Consider the following 18,699-nt stretch of genomic DNA (forward strand, 5'->3'; position numbering starts at 1 on the left):
AAGTGGAGTAAAATTGTTTATTTTTTTTAGATATAATCGAGCTTTATTTATATTTAAAGGCATATTTATGTTACGCTTGTTTATTGTAAGTATTTTATTTGTCAATTCATTATTAGCTTTTAATGTAAAATCTTTATTTACTTATACTTTTAATGATAACATTAGCTATGACTTAGAAAAAGCTAAAGAAATATATTTTAAAAATAAATGTAATACTTGCCATGGAGAGAACGGAGAAAAAAATTCTTATGGTAAAAGAGCTCTTAAAGACTTAAATCCAGAAGAAATCAAAGGTGCTTTGAAAGATTATGCTAATGGATATTTTAAAAATCAATCAAGCGATAATATCCAAATGAGTTTGTATGCTAAAAAAATAAGTGATAGTGACATGAACCACATCATAGCTTATTTAAAAGGACAAAATTTTTCTATAGAGCTTAATCAAAAAGATCTTTTAGAAGAAGAGCCAGCACCAAAAACTAAACACAATACATTTTTAAAATAACAAAAAAAAGGAGTTTTCATGAAAAAAAATCTACTATTAGTTGGCTTACTTTGTGCTAGTTCAATTTATGCTGCAGAGGTAAAAATAGGGGTTGTTTTACCGCTTACTGGCACTTTAGCAGCCTATGGTAATGATGTATATGAGGGTATTAAACTAGCCAATACTTTAAACCCGAATTTAAAAAATGGAGATAGTATTAAAATTATAGCCATTGATACTAAAGGTGATAAAATAGAGGCAGCAAATGCTACTACTAGACTTATCTCTCAAGATAAAGTTTTAGGTCTTATAGGCGAAGCTGTTACACCAAATACTATGCAAGTTTTATCCATAGCCGAAGAAAGAAAAGTTCCTGCTATAGCTCCAGTTGCCTCAGGTGATAAGCTTTTAGATAAAAAAAGCTATGCTAGTAGAGTTTGTTTTATGGATAGCTTTCAAGGAGATAAATTTGCTAATTATGCCTATAAAGATTTAAATTTAAAAAGCGTGGTTGTTATAGTCGATCAAAGCAATGTATATTCATTGGGTCTAGCAAGAGCTTTTGAAAAAGAATTTAAGCAAAATGGTGGAAAAGTACTTAAAAAATTAACCATTTCTTCGGGTGATAAGGACTTTAAAGCTATTGTTTCACAACTTAAAAGTATCAATCCAGACTTTGTTTATATGCCAATTTATCACCCAGAAGCTGCCTTAATAGCAAGACAAGCAAAAGCGGTTGGATTTAACAAACTTTTAAGCGCAGGAGATGGGGTAAATAATAAAACATTTATAGAGCTTGGTGGTGATGCTGTCAATGGAGTAGTATTTACTGATAGTTTTGATTATAACAATCCTCCAACAGCTTTGTCTAAAAATTTCATCAATGCTTATGAAAAAGATCATGGCACCAAAGAGCTTCCAGCATTTTCTGCTATGGGAGCTGATGCTTATTATGTAATGGTAAATGCAATGAATGAATGCGCTAGCAATCTTAATGCACAATGCATTAATGAAAAAATTCACTCAACCAGTAATTTTGAAGGTGTGGGTGGGGTTATAAGCATAGATGCTAGTGGTAATGCGAGTCGTTCTGTAGTTATAAAAGAAATACAAGATCAAAAACAAGTATATAAAACTATTATCAATCCTTGAAAGGTAAACTATGAAAAAAATTAGTATAGCTATATTATCTGTCATAGCTTGCAATATTATACAAGCAAAAGAAATCAACATTGGCGTAGTTTTACCTCTAACAGGTTCTACGGCAGCATATGGACAAAGTGCTTTAGATGGAGTGAAAATTGCAAATTCCATGAAAAACACTCTAAGCAATGGAGATAAAGTAAATTTAGTAGTAGTTGATACAAAAGGTGATAAAATAGAAAGTGCCAATGCTAGCACAAGATTAGTTTCGCAAAACAAAGCTTATGCGCTAATTGGTGAAATGTTAACAGCTAATACTTTGCAAGTGATAAGAATTGGCGAAGAAAAAAAGATCCCAGTGGTTGCTCCTGCAGCTACTGCTGATAAAATTTTAAATAAAAAATTATATGCTAGTAGGGTTTGTTTTATGGATAGCTTTCAAGGCTCATCTTTAGCTAATTATGTAAAAAATAAACTTAACTATACTAAAGCTGTGATAATTAGCGATCAAAGTGCGGATTATTCTTTGGGTTTAACTAGAGCCTTTGAAAAAGAATTTAGCAAGCAAGGTGGAAAAATTTTAGATAAATTTAGAATCACAGCAGGCGATAAAGACTTTAAAGCTATTCTTTCACAAATTAAAAATTTAAAACCTGATTTTATTTATCTTCCAGTATATTATACCGAAGCTTCTTTATTTGCACGTCAAGCAAAAGCAATGGGTATAAATATCCCTATGGGTTCAGCAGATGGGGTGGCTGATGAAACCTTTGTTAATTTAGCTCAAGATGCTGCAGAGGGATATTTATTTACCGATAGTTTTGATTATAACAACCCACCAACACAACTTTCAAAAGACTTCATACTAGCTTATGAAAAAGAAAAACAAAGCAAAGAAGTTCCAAATTTCACAGCTATGGGTGCAGATGCATATTTTGTGATTTTTGAAGCTATGCAAAAATGTATTAATGATTTTAACAGTGAATGTATCAATAACAATATCCACGCTACTTCAAAATTTGAAGGTGTTAGCGGAGTAATTAACATTGATAAAACAGGCAATGCTACGCGTTCAATTGTTATAAAATCAATAGAAAATCAAAAACAAATTTATAAAGATACGATTCTTCCGTAAATAAAATTTTAAGAGGTTCAATGGATAGTTCTTTAATTTTACAGCAAATTATAAATGGTTTTAGCTTAGGTAGCATGTATGCACTTATTGCTATAGGCTATACAATGGTCTATGGTGTTTTAAGATTGATTAATTTTGCACATGGTGATATCATGATGGTAGGTGCATACTCAGCTTTATTTTGTGTCACAAGTATGAATGTGCCTTTTTTAGGAGCTCTTTCTTTGGCTATGTTATTTGCAGCAGCTTTAGGTATAGCTATTGATAGAGTAGCTTATAAACCTTTAAGAAAAGCACCTAGAATTTCTCTACTTATTACAGCCATAGGTATAAGCTTTTTAATACAAAATGTATTTAATGTCTTATTTGGCTCAACCCCAAAATATTTTCCTGTACCAAGTTATCTTGAAACAGTGATTAATTTTAATAATATCAGCATTAGCATTAATAGTATTTTAGTACCTATTTTGACATTTTTTATACTATTAGTGGTTTTATTCATACTTTATAAAAGCAAATATGGCATTGCTATTAGAGCTTTAGCTTTTGATATTCATACTGTAAATTTAATGGGGATTGACGCAAATCGTATTATCGCTATTGTATTTGCACTAGGCTCAGCTTTAGCCGCTATTGGTGGTATTTTTTGGGCTGTTAGCTATCCTTCTGTTGAACCTAGCATGGGAACTCTTATAGGACTTAAGGCATTTGGCGCTGCTGTTTTAGGTGGTATTGGTTCGGTTGCTGGAGCAGTATTAGGTGGTTTGATTATAGGATTTACAGAAGTTGTTGTAGTTGCTATTTTCCCCGATCTTTCTGGTTTTAAAGATGCTTTTGCATTTATCTTTTTAGTATTGATTTTGCTTTTTAAACCAACTGGAATTTTGGGCATAAATTTTGAAAAAAGTAGGTTTTAAGATGGTTGCAAGAAAAATTACACATTTAAGTTTTTTTATCATAGCACTTGCTTTTCTTTTTATATCTCCTTATTTTTTCAATGATTATAAAATAGGAATTTTAAGCAATATTGCTATTTTTGTTATCTTAGCAGTAAGCTATAATCTTATCAACGGGGTTACAGGACAATTTTCACTAGAACCAAATGGCTTTGTAGCTATAGGAGCTTATGTTGCAGCTTTAGTATTACTTACAAGTGAAAGCAAAATCGATCAGTTTTCTTTAGAAGATCCAAGTAGCTTTATTTTGATGATTCATTCGCCAAGTTTTATTGTGGCTTTACTTGCTGCTGGACTTTGCGCTATGCTTTTATCTTTAGTTTTGGCTTTTGCAGTATTTAGAGTTAGAGGGGATTATTTAGCTATTGTAACACTAGGTTTTGGTATTATCATTAAACTTATGGCGATTAACTTTGCTTCTGTTACAAATGGCTCTTTAGGCTTAAACGACATTCCTAAACACACTACTTTATACTGGAGTGGTGGGATTGCCATATTTTCAGTTGTTATCATCTTAAACATTGTTAGTTCAAAATTTGGTAGAGCTATGAAAGCTATAAGAGATGATGAAGATGCAGCACTAGCAATGGGTATAAACACCTTTAATATTAAAACCTTAGCCTTTAGCACTTCAGCGTTTTTAGAAGGTGTTGGGGGAGGTTTGCTAGCTTGTGCACTAGCTTCAGTTTCACCTGAGCAATTTGACTTTTTATTTACCTTCCAACTTTTAATCATCATTGTTTTGGGTGGTTTAGGTTCAACTACTGGTGCTATCATTGGGGCTATTTTAGTAATAGGTGGAAGTGAGTATTTAAGATTTTTAGATGAAAGTATGAATATTTTTGGTTATGAAACCCCTGCTATGCCTGGTCTTAGAATGGTTGTATTTTCCATTGTATTGATCTTGGTAATGCTTTTTGCAAGAAGAGGAATAATGGGAGATAAAGAATTAACAGATGTTTTGTTTAAGTTTTCTAAAAGGAATAAAAAATGATTTTAGAACTTAAAGAAATTCATAAAAATTTTGGTGGAGTTAGCGCTATAGCTAATACCTCATTTGCTATTAAAGAAAGTGAAATTTTTGGACTTATAGGCCCAAATGGCGCAGGAAAAACTACGTTATTTAATATTATTACAGGAAATTATAAGCCAAGTAGCGGGGAAGTCTTTTTTCTAGGAAAAAAAATTGATCATTTAAAACCACACAAAATAGTTCATCTAGGTATAGCAAGAACTTTTCAAAACATAAGACTTTTTTCAAGCATGAGTGTTTTAGAAAATGTATTGATTGGTTTTGATAAGAGTATTAAATATAATATTTTCGAAGCCTTTTTACATCTTGGAAGATTTTCCAAAGCAGAAAAAAATGCAAAAAAAGCAGCTTATGAAATTTTAGAACAACTCAATATTGCTCATTTGGCTGATGAAAAAGCTACTAGTTTAAGCTATGGCCAGCAAAGAAAAGTTGAAATAGCAAGAGCTTTAGCAACAAACCCTAAACTTTTATTGCTAGATGAACCTGCAGCAGGTATGAATTCTACAGAAAGTGATGATTTGGCTGAGTTAATTTTTGACATAAGAGATAATAAAAAAATTAGTGTTTTACTTATAGAGCATGATATGAAATTTGTAAATAAGCTTTGTGATAGAGTTATGGTGCTTGATTATGGTAAGACCATTTTTGAGGGAAAACCAAACGATGCGGTGCAAAACCCTGAAGTAATTAGTGCATATTTGGGAGATTTTAATGCTAGTAGTTAAAGATTTACATGTTTATTATGGTTTGATTGAAGCTGTTAAAGGTATTGATTTTACTATAAAAACAGGAAGTATAGTTAGCTTAATAGGCTCAAATGGCGCAGGAAAAACCTCAACACTTAATGCTATGCTAAATTGTGTTAAAAAAACTGGCGAGGTAACTTTTCTAGGTTATGACACTCAAAGACATTTACCGCACACTCTAGTTCAAAAAGGCATTGCTTTAGTACCTGAGGGAAGAAGAGTTTTTATCAATCTTACTATAGAGGAAAATTTAAAAATTGGTGCTTTTAATAATGCAGAAAATTATGAGCATTTAAAAAATCAAATGTATAGACTTTTCCCAAGATTAAAAGATAAAAAAAATGCCCTTGCAGGAACTCTAAGTGGCGGAGAAGCTCAAATGTTAGCTATCTCAAGAGCACTCATGAGTGAGCCAAAACTTTTAATGCTTGATGAGCCTTCATTAGGTCTTGCTCCAAAAATAGTTGGAGAAGTTTTTGATATTATAGTCAAATTAAAAGAAGAAGGAATCACCATTTTATTAGTAGAGCAAAATGCATTTTCAGCTTTAAAAATCAGCGATTATGCTTATGTTTTGGAAAATGGCAAAATTGCTATGCATGCACCTGCAAAAGATCTTATCGGCAATGATGAGATTAGAAAAAAATACCTTGGAGCTTAATTCATGAAAAAACAACTTTTAGCTTTTGGGGATATAAAAATTTCTATTTTTTTGTTTTTAATTTTTGCCCTATTTTGTGCCCTAGCTACTTTCATAGAAAGTGCTTATAATACACCAACAGCTTGGGCGATGATCTATGGCTCTTCTTGGTTTGGCTTTATACAACTCATACTAGGGATTAATCTTTTAGCAGCTCTTTTTAAATACAAAATGTTTAATAAGAAAAAAATACCACTTTTAATCTTTCATATCTCATTTTTATTTATATTACTAGGCTCAGCGATGACTAGATATATGGGATTTGAGGGAAATTTACACATTAGAGAAAATGAAAAAAACAATATTATTGAAACTTCAAAAAGTTATATTTACATAGCAACCTTAAAAGATGATAAAGTATATAGTGCTTCAAAATCTGAATATATTGCAACCCTGCCTTTTGTAAATGATTTTTCATTTGATTTAATCTTGCCTGATGAAAAAGCTCAAATTGCATATGAAAATTTAATCTTAGATGCAAAAGAAGTTTATATTGATGATAATAATTCTGCTCCACTTTTATCTTTAATGCTTTCACAAAATAACGAATCTAAAGAATTGCTTTTTCAAGCAGGAGATATTGAAAATATCAACGGCGTTAATATAGCATTTTTAAATGACTCTGTTCCAAGTCCTTATATAAAAATCGATAAAGATTTAAAACTTAGTGCTGATTTTGATTTAAAATACATGTCAATGAGTGATGGCAAAGAAAATATTTTAAAAGCAAATCAAAAAGCACAAGCTAAAGATTTAAGATTATATTCTTTTAATGATATTAATTTAGTGGTTAAATTTGCTTCCTTGCATGGCAAAAAAACTTTAGAAGGTATCAATCAAGCTCAAGATGAAAGCTTTTTTACTTGGTTTAAAAATAGTTGGATAGAGCTAGGACGCAATGCTTTGATTTCTTTATTTGGCGAGGCAAAATACTGGAATAATTCTTTATTAAATAATTTCAAAGATTTTGCTCAAAGCACTAAATATATGCCAACTCAACTTTCAGATAATGCTATTAATGCTTTAAAATTAAAACTAAGTTACAAAGGAGAATCCAAAGAAGTTTTCCTAGTAGAATACAACTCGCCTATCCGTATTGATGTAGCAGGTCAACCTTTCTTTTTAAGATGGGGTCCTAAAGGAATAGAAATGCCATTTGAAATGTACCTAAAAGACTTTGAATTAGAACGTTATCCTGGCTCGATGTCGCCTATGTCTTATGCAAGTTATGTAGAAATTGACAATGCTGATAAGAAACTAGAATATAAAATTTTCATGAATAATGTTTTAGATTATCAAGGCTATAGATTTTACCAAAGTTCTTATGATCAAGATGAGCTTGGTACCATACTTTCAGTGAATAAAGATCCGGGTAAAATTCCTACATATATTGGATATTTTTTACTCACATTAGGAATGTTTTTAAATATTTTAAATCCTCATTCAAGATTTAGGACTTTAGCTAAATTAATCAATCAAGACACCTTGAAAAGAACAAGCGCGATATTGGCTTTTATATTAGTTTTATTTGCAGGCCAAAATACTTACGCAAATGAGCCTATCAAGGTAGATGAAGCACACGCTAAAGAACTTGCTTCTTTGATAGTGCAAAAGCCTGATGGTAGAATGGTTCCTTTTAATACTTTAGCCATGGAAGTTTTAGAAAAAATACATAAAACAACGACCTTCCAAGGACAAAGCGCTGAAGCAACAATTATATCGATGATTTTTGATGGTAGTGCATGGTATGATAAAGATATTATTTTTATGCCAAGCAGTCGTTTGGTTAATGAAGAAATTTCTAAAATTTTAGAAATTGAGCCTAGAGCCTATACTAGTTTTAAAGATTTTTTCACTACAGATTCATATAAACTACAAAAATATGTAGAAAATGCTAATAGAAAAAATCCAAACCGCAGAAGTGTTTTTGATAAAGAAATCATCAAGCTTGATGAAAGGGTTAATATTGTAAATTTAATTTTCTCAGGTGATATTTTTAGATTTATTCCTTTACAAAATAGCACAAATAATCAATGGGTGGCACCACGTGAAGCTTATATAGGATTAAAAGGTGAAGAAGGTGCAGAAGTTAAAAGTATTTTAGAAAACTATTTTAATGCAGTTAGTAATTCCATTGTACATAATAACTGGGATGAAGCAACTAAAAACTTAAATGTTATCAAAAATTACCAAGAAAAATACGGCCATGAAGTTATGCCTAGTGCTAAAAAAATTAGCACAGAAATCTTTTTCAATAAAAGTCAAATTTTTGTAAATCTTACCCCTCTTTATCTTTGTGCTGGATTTTTGCTTTTAATTATAGTTTTTATTAAGATGCTACTGCCAAAAATACGCATTGATTTTATTTTTAAATGTGTTTATGTATTTAATATCGTGGCATTTTTCATCCATACTTTAGGTTTGGCTTTGCGTTGGTATATAGCAGGTCGCGCACCATGGAGCAATGCTTATGAGAGTATGGTTTATATAGCTTGGGCTTTATCATTATCTGGAATTTTCTTTTCCAGAAAAAGCCCTATTGCACTTTCTTTAACTTCTATTTTAGCAGGGGTTACTTTAGGTGTAGCTCATCTTAGCCAAATGGATCCACAAATTACCAACTTAGTTCCTGTGTTGCAATCATACTGGCTAACTATACATGTTTCAGTTATTACTGCTAGCTATGGATTTTTAGGACTATGTGCATTATTAGGCATATTTGTACTTGTTTTACTATGCATGCTAAAAATCAATGGTAAGCATAATGAAAATATTTTAAGAAATATTACAGAAGCAACAAGAATCAACGAAATGGCTATGATCTTAGGACTTTGCTTACTTACAGTTGGAAATTTCTTAGGTGCTATATGGGCAAATGAAAGCTGGGGAAGATATTGGAGTTGGGATTCCAAGGAAACTTGGGCTTTAATTAGCATTTTAGTCTATGCAGCTATTTTACATATTAGAATGGTGCCAAAATGGGCAAATCAATACACTTTTGCAGTTTGTTCTATGTTTGCATACTGGGTGATTATTATGACTTATTTTGGAGTAAATTACTTTTTAACTGGTATGCACTCTTACGCAGCAGGAGATTCAGTAAAAATTCCTGATTATGTGTATTGGGGCTTTTTATTTATGGTGGCATTAAGCATAGCAAGTTATTTCAAAAAATCTTATGCAAAAAAATTATAGGAAAGTTTTAAATGAATAATTCTCTTTTTGTATTTTTGATTATTGCTTTAGTTATTGTTATTATACTTGGAATTCTTTTAGTTTTATTTTTTACACACAAAGATAAAAACACCAATAAATCAAATATCACTAAAACTCCAAAAATAATTAACATTGAAGATTTTATATCTAAAGCTAATGATGCAAAAAATTCTCAAGAAATTCAAGCTTTGATTTTGCAGTTTTTAAATTCACAAAAATTAGGATCTAATCCAAAAGATAGCGCCACTAAAAGAAAACTTGATTTTATTAGTGCTATTTCAGCAAATGCCAATGCCACTCCTAAGAATATTTCGTTTTTAAATAATGAATTAAAAAAAAGATATAAAACTTTAAAAAACGAAATAGATGCTTATGAGCAAATAGGTTTAGCAAAAAGAAAAATGAGACAATCTTAAGGTTTTTTGATGAAAAATATTAGAAATTTCTCTATTATAGCTCATATTGATCATGGAAAAAGTACATTAGCCGATAGAATTATCAGCGAGTGTGGTGCAATTAGCGATAGACAAATGAGTGCCCAAGTAATGGATACTATGGATATAGAAAAAGAGCGTGGTATAACTATAAAAGCTCAATCTGTGCGTTTAAATTATAAACTTAATAACGAAGAATATGTATTAAATTTAATAGATACTCCAGGTCATGTTGATTTTTCCTATGAAGTAAGTCGCTCTTTGGCAAGTTGCGAGGGAGCTTTGCTTGTTGTTGATGCTTCACAAGGAGTAGAAGCTCAAACTATAGCCAATGTTTATATAGCCTTAGAAAACGATCTTGAAATCATACCAGTGATAAATAAAATAGATCTTCCTTCAGCTGATATAGAAAAAGTTAAGCACGAAATAGAACATATTATAGGCATTGATTGTTCAAATGCAATTTGTGTTAGCGCAAAAACAGGTGTAGGTATAAAAGAACTCATAGAAACCATCATCACAAAAATTCCTGCGCCAAAAACCGATGATGAAGCACCTACTAAAGCTTTAATTTATGATTCTTGGTTTGATAATTATCTTGGAGCTTTGGCTTTGGTTAGAATTTATGAGGGAAATATAGCTAAAAATGATGAAGTTTTAGTTATGAGTACAGATAAAAAACATCTTGTGCAAGATCTTTTTTACCCTCATCCATTAAGTCCTATAAAAACCAAAAAATTAGAATCAGGTGAAGTAGGTGTTATCGTGCTTGGACTTAAAAATGTTGCTGATGTTCAAGTGGGCGATACCATAACACTAACCAAAAATAAGGCAAAAGAAGCCATTGGTGGTTTTGAAAAAGCCAAAGCTTTTGTTTTTGCAGGATTATACCCTATAGAAACGGATAAATTTGAAGATTTAAGAGATGCTTTAGATAAATTAAAACTCAATGATAGTTCTATTACCTATGAACCTGAGACATCGCTAGCTTTAGGGTTTGGTTTTAGAGTTGGTTTTTTAGGTCTTTTACATATGGAGGTTATTAAAGAAAGACTTGAGCGTGAGTTTAACCTTGATTTGATTGCTACTGCTCCAACTGTTACTTATGAAATTTATCAAACCGATGGAGAAGTTTTAAAAATTCAAAACCCAAGTGAGTTGCCTCCAGTAAATAAAATCGATCACATAAAAGAACCTTATGTAAAAGCAACTATCATAACCCCAAGCGAATATTTAGGAAATTTAATCACTCTTTTAAATCGCAAACGTGGTATGCAAGTTAAGATGGATTATATCACTCCTGAGCGTGTTTTACTTGAGTATGATATACCTTTAAATGAAATCGTTATGGACTTTTACGATAAACTCAAATCACTCACTAAAGGTTATGCTAGTTTTGATTATGAGCCTATTGAATTTAGAGTGGGTGATCTTGTAAAGCTTGATATTAAAGTAGCCGGTGAAAATGTCGATGCACTAAGCATCATAGTGCCAAATGAAAAGGCATTAAGCAAAGGTAGGGAGCTAGTAAAAGCGATGAAAGAAATCGTCCCAAGGCAGCTTTTTGAAGTTGCCATTCAAGCAAGCATTGGAAATAAAATCATCGCAAGAGAAAATGTAAAATCTATGGGTAAAAATGTAACTGCAAAATGCTATGGCGGGGATATTACTAGAAAAAGAAAGCTTCTTGAAAAACAAAAAGAAGGTAAAAAAAGAATGAAAGCTATTGGCAAAGTACATTTACCTCAAGAAGCATTTTTAAGCGTTTTAAAAATAGACTAAATCCCTAGTTTAAAACTAGGGATATAAATTTATGCATTGATATCTAAAGAATTTCCACCCAATTCATTGATTTTTTGAGTTACTTTTTCAATAGCTTTATCAATTGTTTCATAGCTGATATCAGGAAGTTTGCCACCCCACATTTTTTCCGCTTGTGCAAATCCTGCTTTTAGACCTTCTAAACCTTTTTGAAGTTTTTCCATATCATCACCAGCTCCATTAATAACAAAATCAGCCAATCTTTGAGATGTTTTTGCTACACCAAAATACCCATCTTCCCCAATAAGCTCTTTTGCCTCATCAGCATTTAAACTAAGTATATCTTTACCTTCATATCCTATAGCTTTAAAATCTACATTTGATAAAATAGCCGTTAAAGAATCCTTAGACTGAGCTCCTTGAAAAATCCCAGCTTGAGATAGACCATTAGATGAACTCATGCTAAATGCTTGTTGCATAAAACTCATAGCATAAAGTTCTGTTATGCCTTTTCCGCCTATACTAGCAAGCTTACTAAGCTTATCCTCATCAATATCTTTTGTGCTATTAGCGCTTTTAGTATTGGCATCTTCAAGCTTAGTATTCGAATCAGCCTTCCTATTGCTAATCTGTGACTCCACTGCCACACGTGAATACGAATTTATTTGCATCCTTGCTCCTTTTTTTGTGGGTTTATAAAAATCGGATAAAAATTATTAAATTTTATATTAAGAAATTTATAACCACTACTATAATATAATTTCTTTTATTTATTGTATTTTTAAAATTTAGGTGATATAAATGCTTTTTAGAGATTTTTTTATAATCATTGTTGATCCGTATTTTAAAGATATCATAGAAGGCATAGAATCTCTTTATTAAATTTATTTTATCTGCATAATCTAAATAAAATAATTTTTAATAAGGAAAACCTATGTCAATACATAATTTTTACACTACATTAAATCCTACCAAACTATTTATAAAATGCGCCCTGCCAAATATGGCTAGTATGGCTTTTATTTATCTTTATGTGATTATTGATGGAATTTTTGTTGGAAAATATCTAGGTTCAGACGCGCTTGCTGCTATGAATTTAATGATGCCTTTTATCATGATAAGCTTTGCTTTAGCTGACATGATAGCCATAGGTTCATCGGTGCAAATAGCAATTAATCTAGGTAAAGGAAAAATTGAAAAAGCAAGGGCTATTTTTTCTTTTTGCATAGTTCTTATTTTTGCAATTTCTTGCTTAATGGGAATTTTAGGATTTTTTTTAGCAAAAGCATTAAGTGCTTTTATGGGAGCTGATGAGAATATTCAAAGCTTATCTACTGAATATATGCAAATTTTTGCTGTTTTTGCTCCCTTTACAATGTTAGCTTTTGCTATGGATAATTATCTTAGAATATGCGGAAAAACTTTTTATAGTATGGTAGTTAATGTTGTTACTGCTTTGAGCAATATTTTTCTTGATTGGCTTTTTATAGTGGTTTTTGATTGGGGACTTTTTTCAGCAGCTTTAGCAACTTGCATAGGTATGTTTTTAGGAAGCGTTTTGGGGATATTACCTTTTGTTTTTAAAGATTTAGTTTTAAAATTTAAAAAGCCAATAATCAAGCTACAAATACTAAAAAATATACTTTATAATGGCTCATCTGAATTTTTTTCTAATATTTCTAGCTCTTTTTATACCATCTTAGCTAATGCTTTCTTGCTTGAACTTTCTGGAAGTACAGCTGTTGCAGCATTTTCAGTGATTTTATATCTTAGTACTTTTGTTTTCATGCTAGTTTTGGCTATGTGTGATGCTATGCAACCTGCGTTAAGTTATAATTATGGGCACAAAAATATTGCAAGAATTCAAGCTATTTTTAAAAGAATGTTTTTTGCTTCTTGGGGTATAAGCACAATAGTGTTTTTATTTGTTTATTTTTTCAATAACCTTATAGTAAATGTTTTCAACAAAGATAACAACCAAGATTTTATCCATATAGCACAAAATGCCTTAATATTTTTTTCTTTTTCGTTTTTATTTTCCTGGTTTGGAAAACTTTGCACTTCATTTTTCACAGCACTTGATAAACCTTTGCTTTCTTTAGGAATTTCTATTTCCCAAAGTCTTATTTTTCCATTTTTATCTTTATCTACACTAACGCAATTTTTAGGGATTAATGGAGTTTGGTTAGCTACTTTAGTGGGCGATATTTGTATGATTTTTATTGCTTCAATTTTACTATATAATACTTTTAAAAATCTAAACTCTTAGCTAATTTCAAACAAGAGTTTAGATCTTGCTTTTCACATATATATAAATTTTTAAAATTACGAAGTTTTAAAGCTGTACTTTGACCTATAACTACAACTTTATCTTCGTTTTTTAATGCAAAAAATTTCAAAAATTGCTCTATGCTTGAAGGAGCGCTAAAGATAAAAACACTAGGATGTTGTATTTTTAACTCATCTTTTTTAGGCTCTATGGCTACATTTTCATAAACAATTAATTGTTTTAAAGAGATATTTTCATTTAATAAAATCTCATCAAGGCCTGAGCTAATTTTCTTAGCTCTTAAATAAAGACATTTTTTATTTTTAAACTCAGATAAAAACTCGCTAGCTAAATTTTTACCATAAGCTTTACTGGGATATTTGACATTTTTAAAACCAAGTTCTTTTGCAAAATCAGCACTTTTTTGCCCCACAGCATAAAATTTAATATCAAAATTAATTTTACTTTTACTTGACATTAATGCTTTTAATGCATTCTTAGAGCTAATGATCAAGCAATCAAATTCTTTTAAATTCACTTCAAAATCAAGAAATTTGATTTCATTTAATCTTATAGTCTTAACGCCATCAAATTCTTTATCCCCTATAAAATAAATCATTATTTTCCTATAAAAGTTTTATCAAAACTTGATCTTAAATTTAAAGTTGCCATATAAGGATCACTTGCTTGCATTATTGCTCTAACCACAGCTATACCTTGTATATTACAGTCTTTAAACAAATTTAAATTAGTTTCATCTATCCCACCTATAGCTACAATAGGTAAAGAACTTAAACTAGTAATTTCTTTTAATCCATCTATACCAAGTACAACACAATCTTGCTTACTAGGCGTAGCAAAAACAGCCCCTACTCCAAGATAAGTAGCGCTTTGAGTATTAGCAAGCTCGCTTTTATGATTGATCGTAAGTCCTATGATTTTATCTTCACCTAAAAGTTCTCTTGCTTTTTTTAAAGGCATATCCTTTTGTCCTATATGCACTCCATTTGCATTCACAGCCATGGCTATATCGATTCTATCATTTATCACAAAAGGCGTATTATATTTTTCACACAAAGCTTTAACTTTTAAAGCAAGATTATAAAATTCTAAAGTGCTAAGATTTTTTTCCCTAAGTTGTAAAATATCAATCTTGGCTTTCAAAGAAGCTTCTAAAATATTTAAAAACTCACTTTCACTTTTCTCACCCTTGCTTGCAACAAGATAAATTTTAAATGATTTCATATTTAGCTCTTTTTTTAATTTCTTCATCATTTAAATTGCTTAAAGCATCGATTAAACTCACTCTAAAACTACCACTTCCACTAGAAAGATCTTGAGCGATTTCACTAGCTATGCCAAAACTCAATAAAGCATATAAACTAGCCTGAAATTTATCTTCTAATGCTCCTGCAAAAACCCCACACAAAGAAGCACACATGCAACCTGCTCCAGTTATTTTAGTAGCCATGATAGAGCCATTATAAACTTTTGCAATGCGCTCTTGATTTATAATATAATCAATTTTTCCAGTTATAGCTAAAACACGCTTAGTTTTATATGAGTATTCTCTAGCTTTTTCTAAAAACTCATCATTAATTACAAAAGTACTATCAACCCCTCTTGCTTTACCATCTAAACCTATAACACTAGCCATTTCAGACGCATTTGCTTTAACAATACTAATACCTTTTAGATTAAGCAATTCAAAATTAATCCCGTCTCTTGCCTTACTTACACCCAAAGCAACAGGATCAAAAACTATAGGTTTATTTAATAAAGCATATTCTTTGGTTGCTTTTAGCATAGAATTTGCTACAAGCTGATTAATAGTGCCTGTATTTAATACCAAGGCTGAGCTTATTTTAGCAAAATCAGTTTGTTCTTCATAAAAATCAGCCATAGCAGCACTTGCTCCCATTGCTATAGTTACATTCGCACAATCATTAGCTGTAACATAATTAGTAATATGATGAATCAAAGGATTTTTTTCTCTTACTATTTTAATCATTTTTTATTCCTTATCAAATTGATAAAAATGATTTGTTGGACCACAACCTTTTCCAAGTGCTAAGGAATTTAATATAGCCCCATATACATAATCTTTAGCAAGCTTTATAGCTTCATGCTTTTCTTTACCTAAGGCAAGATTACTAGCTATAGCTGAACTTAATGTACAACCTGTACCATGTGTGTTTTTTGTGTTGATTTTTTCTGCTTTAAAAATACTAAATTTCTTTCCGTCATAAAAAACATCATTAGTATTATCTTTACTATGCCCACCTTTAATCAAAACACTTTTTGCACCTTCTTTGAAAAGCTTTATAGCAGCTTTTTTCATATCCTCTTCATTAAGTATTTTAAAATCACATAAAAATTCAGCCTCAGGTATATTTGGCGTAAGTACATCAGCTAAAGATAAAATTTCATCTTTAAAAAACTGATAATTTTCCAAAGGCATTAAAGCATAGCCATTTTTTGCAAACATCACAGGATCAATCACTACATTTTTGGCTTTAAAGCGTAATAAATTTTCTTTTACACAAGTTATAATTTCTTTTGAACCTAGCATCCCAATTTTCACAGCAGCTGGCTCTATATCTTCATAAACTGCTAGTATTTGCTCATCTATTATCTTGGTGGGTATATCAAAACAAGAAATCACCCTTGCAGTATTTTCAGCCACAACGCTTAAAACTACACTCATACCAAATAAATCATGAGCGCTGAAAGTTTTTAAATCAGCTTGTATGCCAGCCCCACCGCTACAATCACTTCCTGCTATAGTTAAGATAGGAATTTTAGTTTTTGTTTTTGCTTGTATCATTTTTATCCTTTTTTATAAAAAAGGAAAGTTTTTGCAAGAATTCAAAGTTCGCATTACCAAACTTCTCAAGGGTCGAAGTCTAACTTCCTCTCAGCAAAAGCTCCCCATTAATGAAAAATTATATCTTAGTTTTAATTAATCTTAAAAAATATTTTGAAATACTGCTATAATTTTGAAAAAACTACACAATTTTTGAGGAAAAAATGACTAAAATTATTTTTGTTTGCTTAGGGAATATTTGTCGTTCCCCTATGGCTGAATTTATTATGAAAGATCTTTTAATAAAAGCAAATTTAAATGATAAATTTATTGTTTCTAGCGCAGGCACTTCAGGTTATCATGATGGAGAGGATATGCACTATAAAACCAAAGCCATGTTAAATAGTAAAAATATCAACTCCAAGCCATTTTGCAGTCAAAAGCTAAGCTTAAAAATGTGTGAAGAAAATGATCTTATTATCGTTATGGATAATTCTAATTATAATGATGTAGTTAAAAATTTTCCAAATTTTAAACACAAAATTCACAAAATCACTTCTTATGCTTTAGAATTAGGATATGATGAAGTTCCTGATCCTTGGTATAGCGGAGATTTTAATGAGACTTATATTATACTCTCACAGGCATGCTCTAAACTCTTAAAAACATTAATATAAAAATTTATCATTTAGATAATATTTGTACATTTTTGATTTTAATGTTATAATAAAACCAAATTTCAACATTGCAAATAAAAAAAGGAGGTTATTTAATGAAAAGTATTAAATTAAAAATTTCATTAATTGCTAATGTTATAGCTATCATCTGTTTGATAGTACTTGGAATTATTAGCTTTATTTTTACAAAAAAAGCTTTAAATCATGAGGTGGTTAAGGCTGAAACTAACTATGTAAAAGTTGCAGAAAAATCAATGAGAGATTTTAAAAGTCTCCATACTCATTCTTTAGAGCAACTTTCTCAAGCTATTTTAAGACTTCCATATAACGAACTTAATACCCAAGAAAAGCTTATGGAAAACACAGGCGATTTACTTAAAACCGTTAGAGATATAAACAGCTATTTGGCTGTCTATATAGCTCAATCAAATGGAGAATTAATAGTAAGCGATCCAGATAGTGATAGTAAAGGCTTAGACTATGGAATTTATGGAAAAGCTGACAATTATGATGCTACCACAAGAGAATTTTATATAGAAGCTAGAAAGAAAAATGGCTTATATATCACAGCAGCTTATATTGATGCAACAACAGGATTGCCATGTTTTACCTATGCTATGCCTTTAATTAAAGATGGTAAATTTATAGGGGTATTAGCAATTGATGTTTTGGTTAAAGACTTACAAGAAAAATTTAACGAATTACCAGGAAGAACTTTTGTATTTGATCATGCTTATACTGTATTTGCATCAACTGATAAATCATTGGTTGGTGGAGAGCAAAATCCAGATATAGTTACAGTAGCTAAAGCTTATGAAAATGCTGGAGATTATAATATTTTTAATTATACCACTCAAAATGGTGGCGATAGATTTGGTATTTGTGTAAAAATTGATGGTTATACAACTTGTGCTGGTGAAGATGTAGAAGTAATAGAAACACCTGCACTAAAAATAGCTTACATTCAAACTATTATTGTTATTTTTACAAGTATTGCAAGTATTGTTTTACTTTACTTCATCATCTCTTATTATCTATCACCTTTACAAGCTATACAAAATGGTCTTAGTTCTTTCTTTGACTTCATCAATCATAAAACTAAAGACTCAGCTATGATAGATGTTAAAAGTAACGATGAATTTGGAGTAATAGCAAAAGCTATTAATGAAAACATCACTAAAACTAAAAATGCATTAGAACAAGATGCTAAAGCAGTAGAACAATCAGTAGAAACCGTTAGAGAGGTTGAAGGTGGTAATTTAGCAGCAAGAATCACTGCTATGCCAGCACACCCTCAATTGCTTGAACTTAAAAATTATCTTAATGAAATGCTTGC

At 30.7% G+C, this 18,699-nt stretch carries 18 protein-coding genes; 13 read left to right on the forward strand and 5 right to left on the reverse strand.

The features are described 5' to 3' along the window. Positions 1-67: 67 nt before the first annotated feature. Genes L8X24_RS07190 through lepA form a run of 10 tightly spaced genes read left to right on the forward strand, consistent with a single transcriptional unit; the run spans position 68 to position 11,632 of the window. Positions 68-505, forward strand: a complete 438-nt coding sequence (locus tag L8X24_RS07190) for a c-type cytochrome (protein ID WP_263664237.1) — start codon at positions 68-70, stop codon at positions 503-505. Between the two features lie 18 nt (positions 506-523). Then, positions 524-1,636: an ABC transporter substrate-binding protein gene (locus L8X24_RS07195; RefSeq protein ID WP_263664238.1), complete on the forward strand. Its 1,113-nt coding sequence runs from the start codon at positions 524-526 to the stop codon at positions 1,634-1,636. Between the two features lie 10 nt (positions 1,637-1,646). Then, positions 1,647-2,762, forward strand: a complete 1,116-nt coding sequence (locus tag L8X24_RS07200) for an ABC transporter substrate-binding protein (RefSeq protein WP_263664239.1) — start codon at positions 1,647-1,649, stop codon at positions 2,760-2,762. A gap of 20 nt (positions 2,763-2,782) precedes the next feature. Then, the gene (locus L8X24_RS07205; RefSeq protein WP_039628648.1) at positions 2,783-3,679 is read left to right on the forward strand and encodes a branched-chain amino acid ABC transporter permease; all 897 of its coding nucleotides are present in this window, start codon (positions 2,783-2,785) and stop codon (positions 3,677-3,679) included. 1 nt (position 3,680) lies between these two features. Further along, the gene (locus tag L8X24_RS07210) at positions 3,681-4,712 is read left to right on the forward strand and encodes a branched-chain amino acid ABC transporter permease (RefSeq protein WP_263664240.1); all 1,032 of its coding nucleotides are present in this window, start codon (positions 3,681-3,683) and stop codon (positions 4,710-4,712) included. Further along, positions 4,709-5,479: an ABC transporter ATP-binding protein gene (locus L8X24_RS07215; RefSeq protein ID WP_263664241.1), complete on the forward strand. Its 771-nt coding sequence runs from the start codon at positions 4,709-4,711 to the stop codon at positions 5,477-5,479. Before L8X24_RS07210 ends, L8X24_RS07215 begins: the two co-directional genes overlap by 4 nt. Further along, positions 5,466-6,161 (forward strand): high-affinity branched-chain amino acid transporter, ATP-binding protein, encoded by a 696-nt coding sequence (locus L8X24_RS07220; RefSeq protein ID WP_039618807.1) that lies wholly within the window; start codon positions 5,466-5,468, stop codon positions 6,159-6,161. Before L8X24_RS07215 ends, L8X24_RS07220 begins: the two co-directional genes overlap by 14 nt. 3 nt (positions 6,162-6,164) lie before the next feature. Further along, positions 6,165-9,395, forward strand: a complete 3,231-nt coding sequence (ccsB, locus tag L8X24_RS07225; protein WP_263664242.1) for a c-type cytochrome biogenesis protein CcsB — start codon at positions 6,165-6,167, stop codon at positions 9,393-9,395. Between the two features lie 11 nt (positions 9,396-9,406). Then, on the forward strand, positions 9,407-9,832 hold the full coding sequence (locus L8X24_RS07230; protein WP_263664243.1) for a hypothetical protein: 426 nt from the start codon (positions 9,407-9,409) through the stop codon (positions 9,830-9,832). A 9-nt stretch (positions 9,833-9,841) separates the two neighbouring features. Next, positions 9,842-11,632 (forward strand): translation elongation factor 4, encoded by a 1,791-nt coding sequence (gene lepA / locus L8X24_RS07235; RefSeq protein WP_214098856.1) that lies wholly within the window; start codon positions 9,842-9,844, stop codon positions 11,630-11,632. 29 nt (positions 11,633-11,661) lie between these two features. Here lepA and L8X24_RS07240 read toward each other — a convergent pair whose 3' ends face one another. Then, the gene (locus L8X24_RS07240) at positions 11,662-12,282 is read right to left on the reverse strand and encodes a hypothetical protein (RefSeq protein ID WP_263664244.1); all 621 of its coding nucleotides are present in this window, start codon (positions 12,280-12,282) and stop codon (positions 11,662-11,664) included. Positions 12,283-12,551: 269 nt separating this feature from the next. Between L8X24_RS07240 and L8X24_RS07245 the strand changes: the two genes are divergently transcribed. Next, positions 12,552-13,880 carry an MATE family efflux transporter gene (locus tag L8X24_RS07245; protein WP_318529567.1) on the forward strand — a complete coding sequence of 443 codons (1,329 nt, stop codon included), beginning with the start codon at positions 12,552-12,554 and terminating at the stop codon, positions 13,878-13,880. On the opposite strand, the gene L8X24_RS07250 is transcribed toward L8X24_RS07245, so the two are convergent. From L8X24_RS07250 to thiD, 4 genes are read right to left on the reverse strand one after another with little or no spacing between them, the layout of a single operon-like run. Next, positions 13,861-14,502, reverse strand: coding sequence for a uroporphyrinogen-III synthase (locus L8X24_RS07250; protein ID WP_263664250.1), 642 nt, complete (start codon positions 14,500-14,502; stop codon positions 13,861-13,863). The two genes, L8X24_RS07245 and L8X24_RS07250, sit on opposite strands and share 20 nt — an antisense overlap. Then, on the reverse strand, positions 14,499-15,125 hold the full coding sequence (gene thiE, locus L8X24_RS07255; protein ID WP_263664246.1) for a thiamine phosphate synthase: 627 nt from the start codon (positions 15,123-15,125) through the stop codon (positions 14,499-14,501). The genes L8X24_RS07250 and thiE overlap by 4 nt, the downstream gene beginning before the upstream one ends. Continuing rightward, complete coding sequence (thiM, locus tag L8X24_RS07260) at positions 15,112-15,891, reverse strand: hydroxyethylthiazole kinase (RefSeq protein WP_263664247.1); 780 nt, start codon at positions 15,889-15,891, stop codon at positions 15,112-15,114. The genes thiE and thiM overlap by 14 nt, the downstream gene beginning before the upstream one ends. Positions 15,892-15,894: 3 nt before the next feature. Then, positions 15,895-16,704 (reverse strand): bifunctional hydroxymethylpyrimidine kinase/phosphomethylpyrimidine kinase, encoded by an 810-nt coding sequence (gene thiD / locus L8X24_RS07265; protein ID WP_263664251.1) that lies wholly within the window; start codon positions 16,702-16,704, stop codon positions 15,895-15,897. A 206-nt stretch (positions 16,705-16,910) separates the two neighbouring features. On the opposite strand from thiD, the gene L8X24_RS07270 reads away from it, so the two are divergent. Continuing rightward, the gene (locus L8X24_RS07270) at positions 16,911-17,363 is read left to right on the forward strand and encodes a low molecular weight protein-tyrosine-phosphatase (protein ID WP_263664248.1); all 453 of its coding nucleotides are present in this window, start codon (positions 16,911-16,913) and stop codon (positions 17,361-17,363) included. A 95-nt stretch (positions 17,364-17,458) separates the two neighbouring features. Further along, positions 17,459-18,699, forward strand: a 1,241-nt coding sequence (locus L8X24_RS07275; RefSeq protein WP_263664249.1) for a PDC sensor domain-containing protein, incomplete at its 3' end; no start/stop codon positions are given.

Origin of the sequence: Campylobacter sp. CNRCH_2015_0814, assembly GCF_025772765.1 — a bacterium.
In the GTDB taxonomy this organism is placed as follows: domain Bacteria; phylum Campylobacterota; class Campylobacteria; order Campylobacterales; family Campylobacteraceae; genus Campylobacter_D.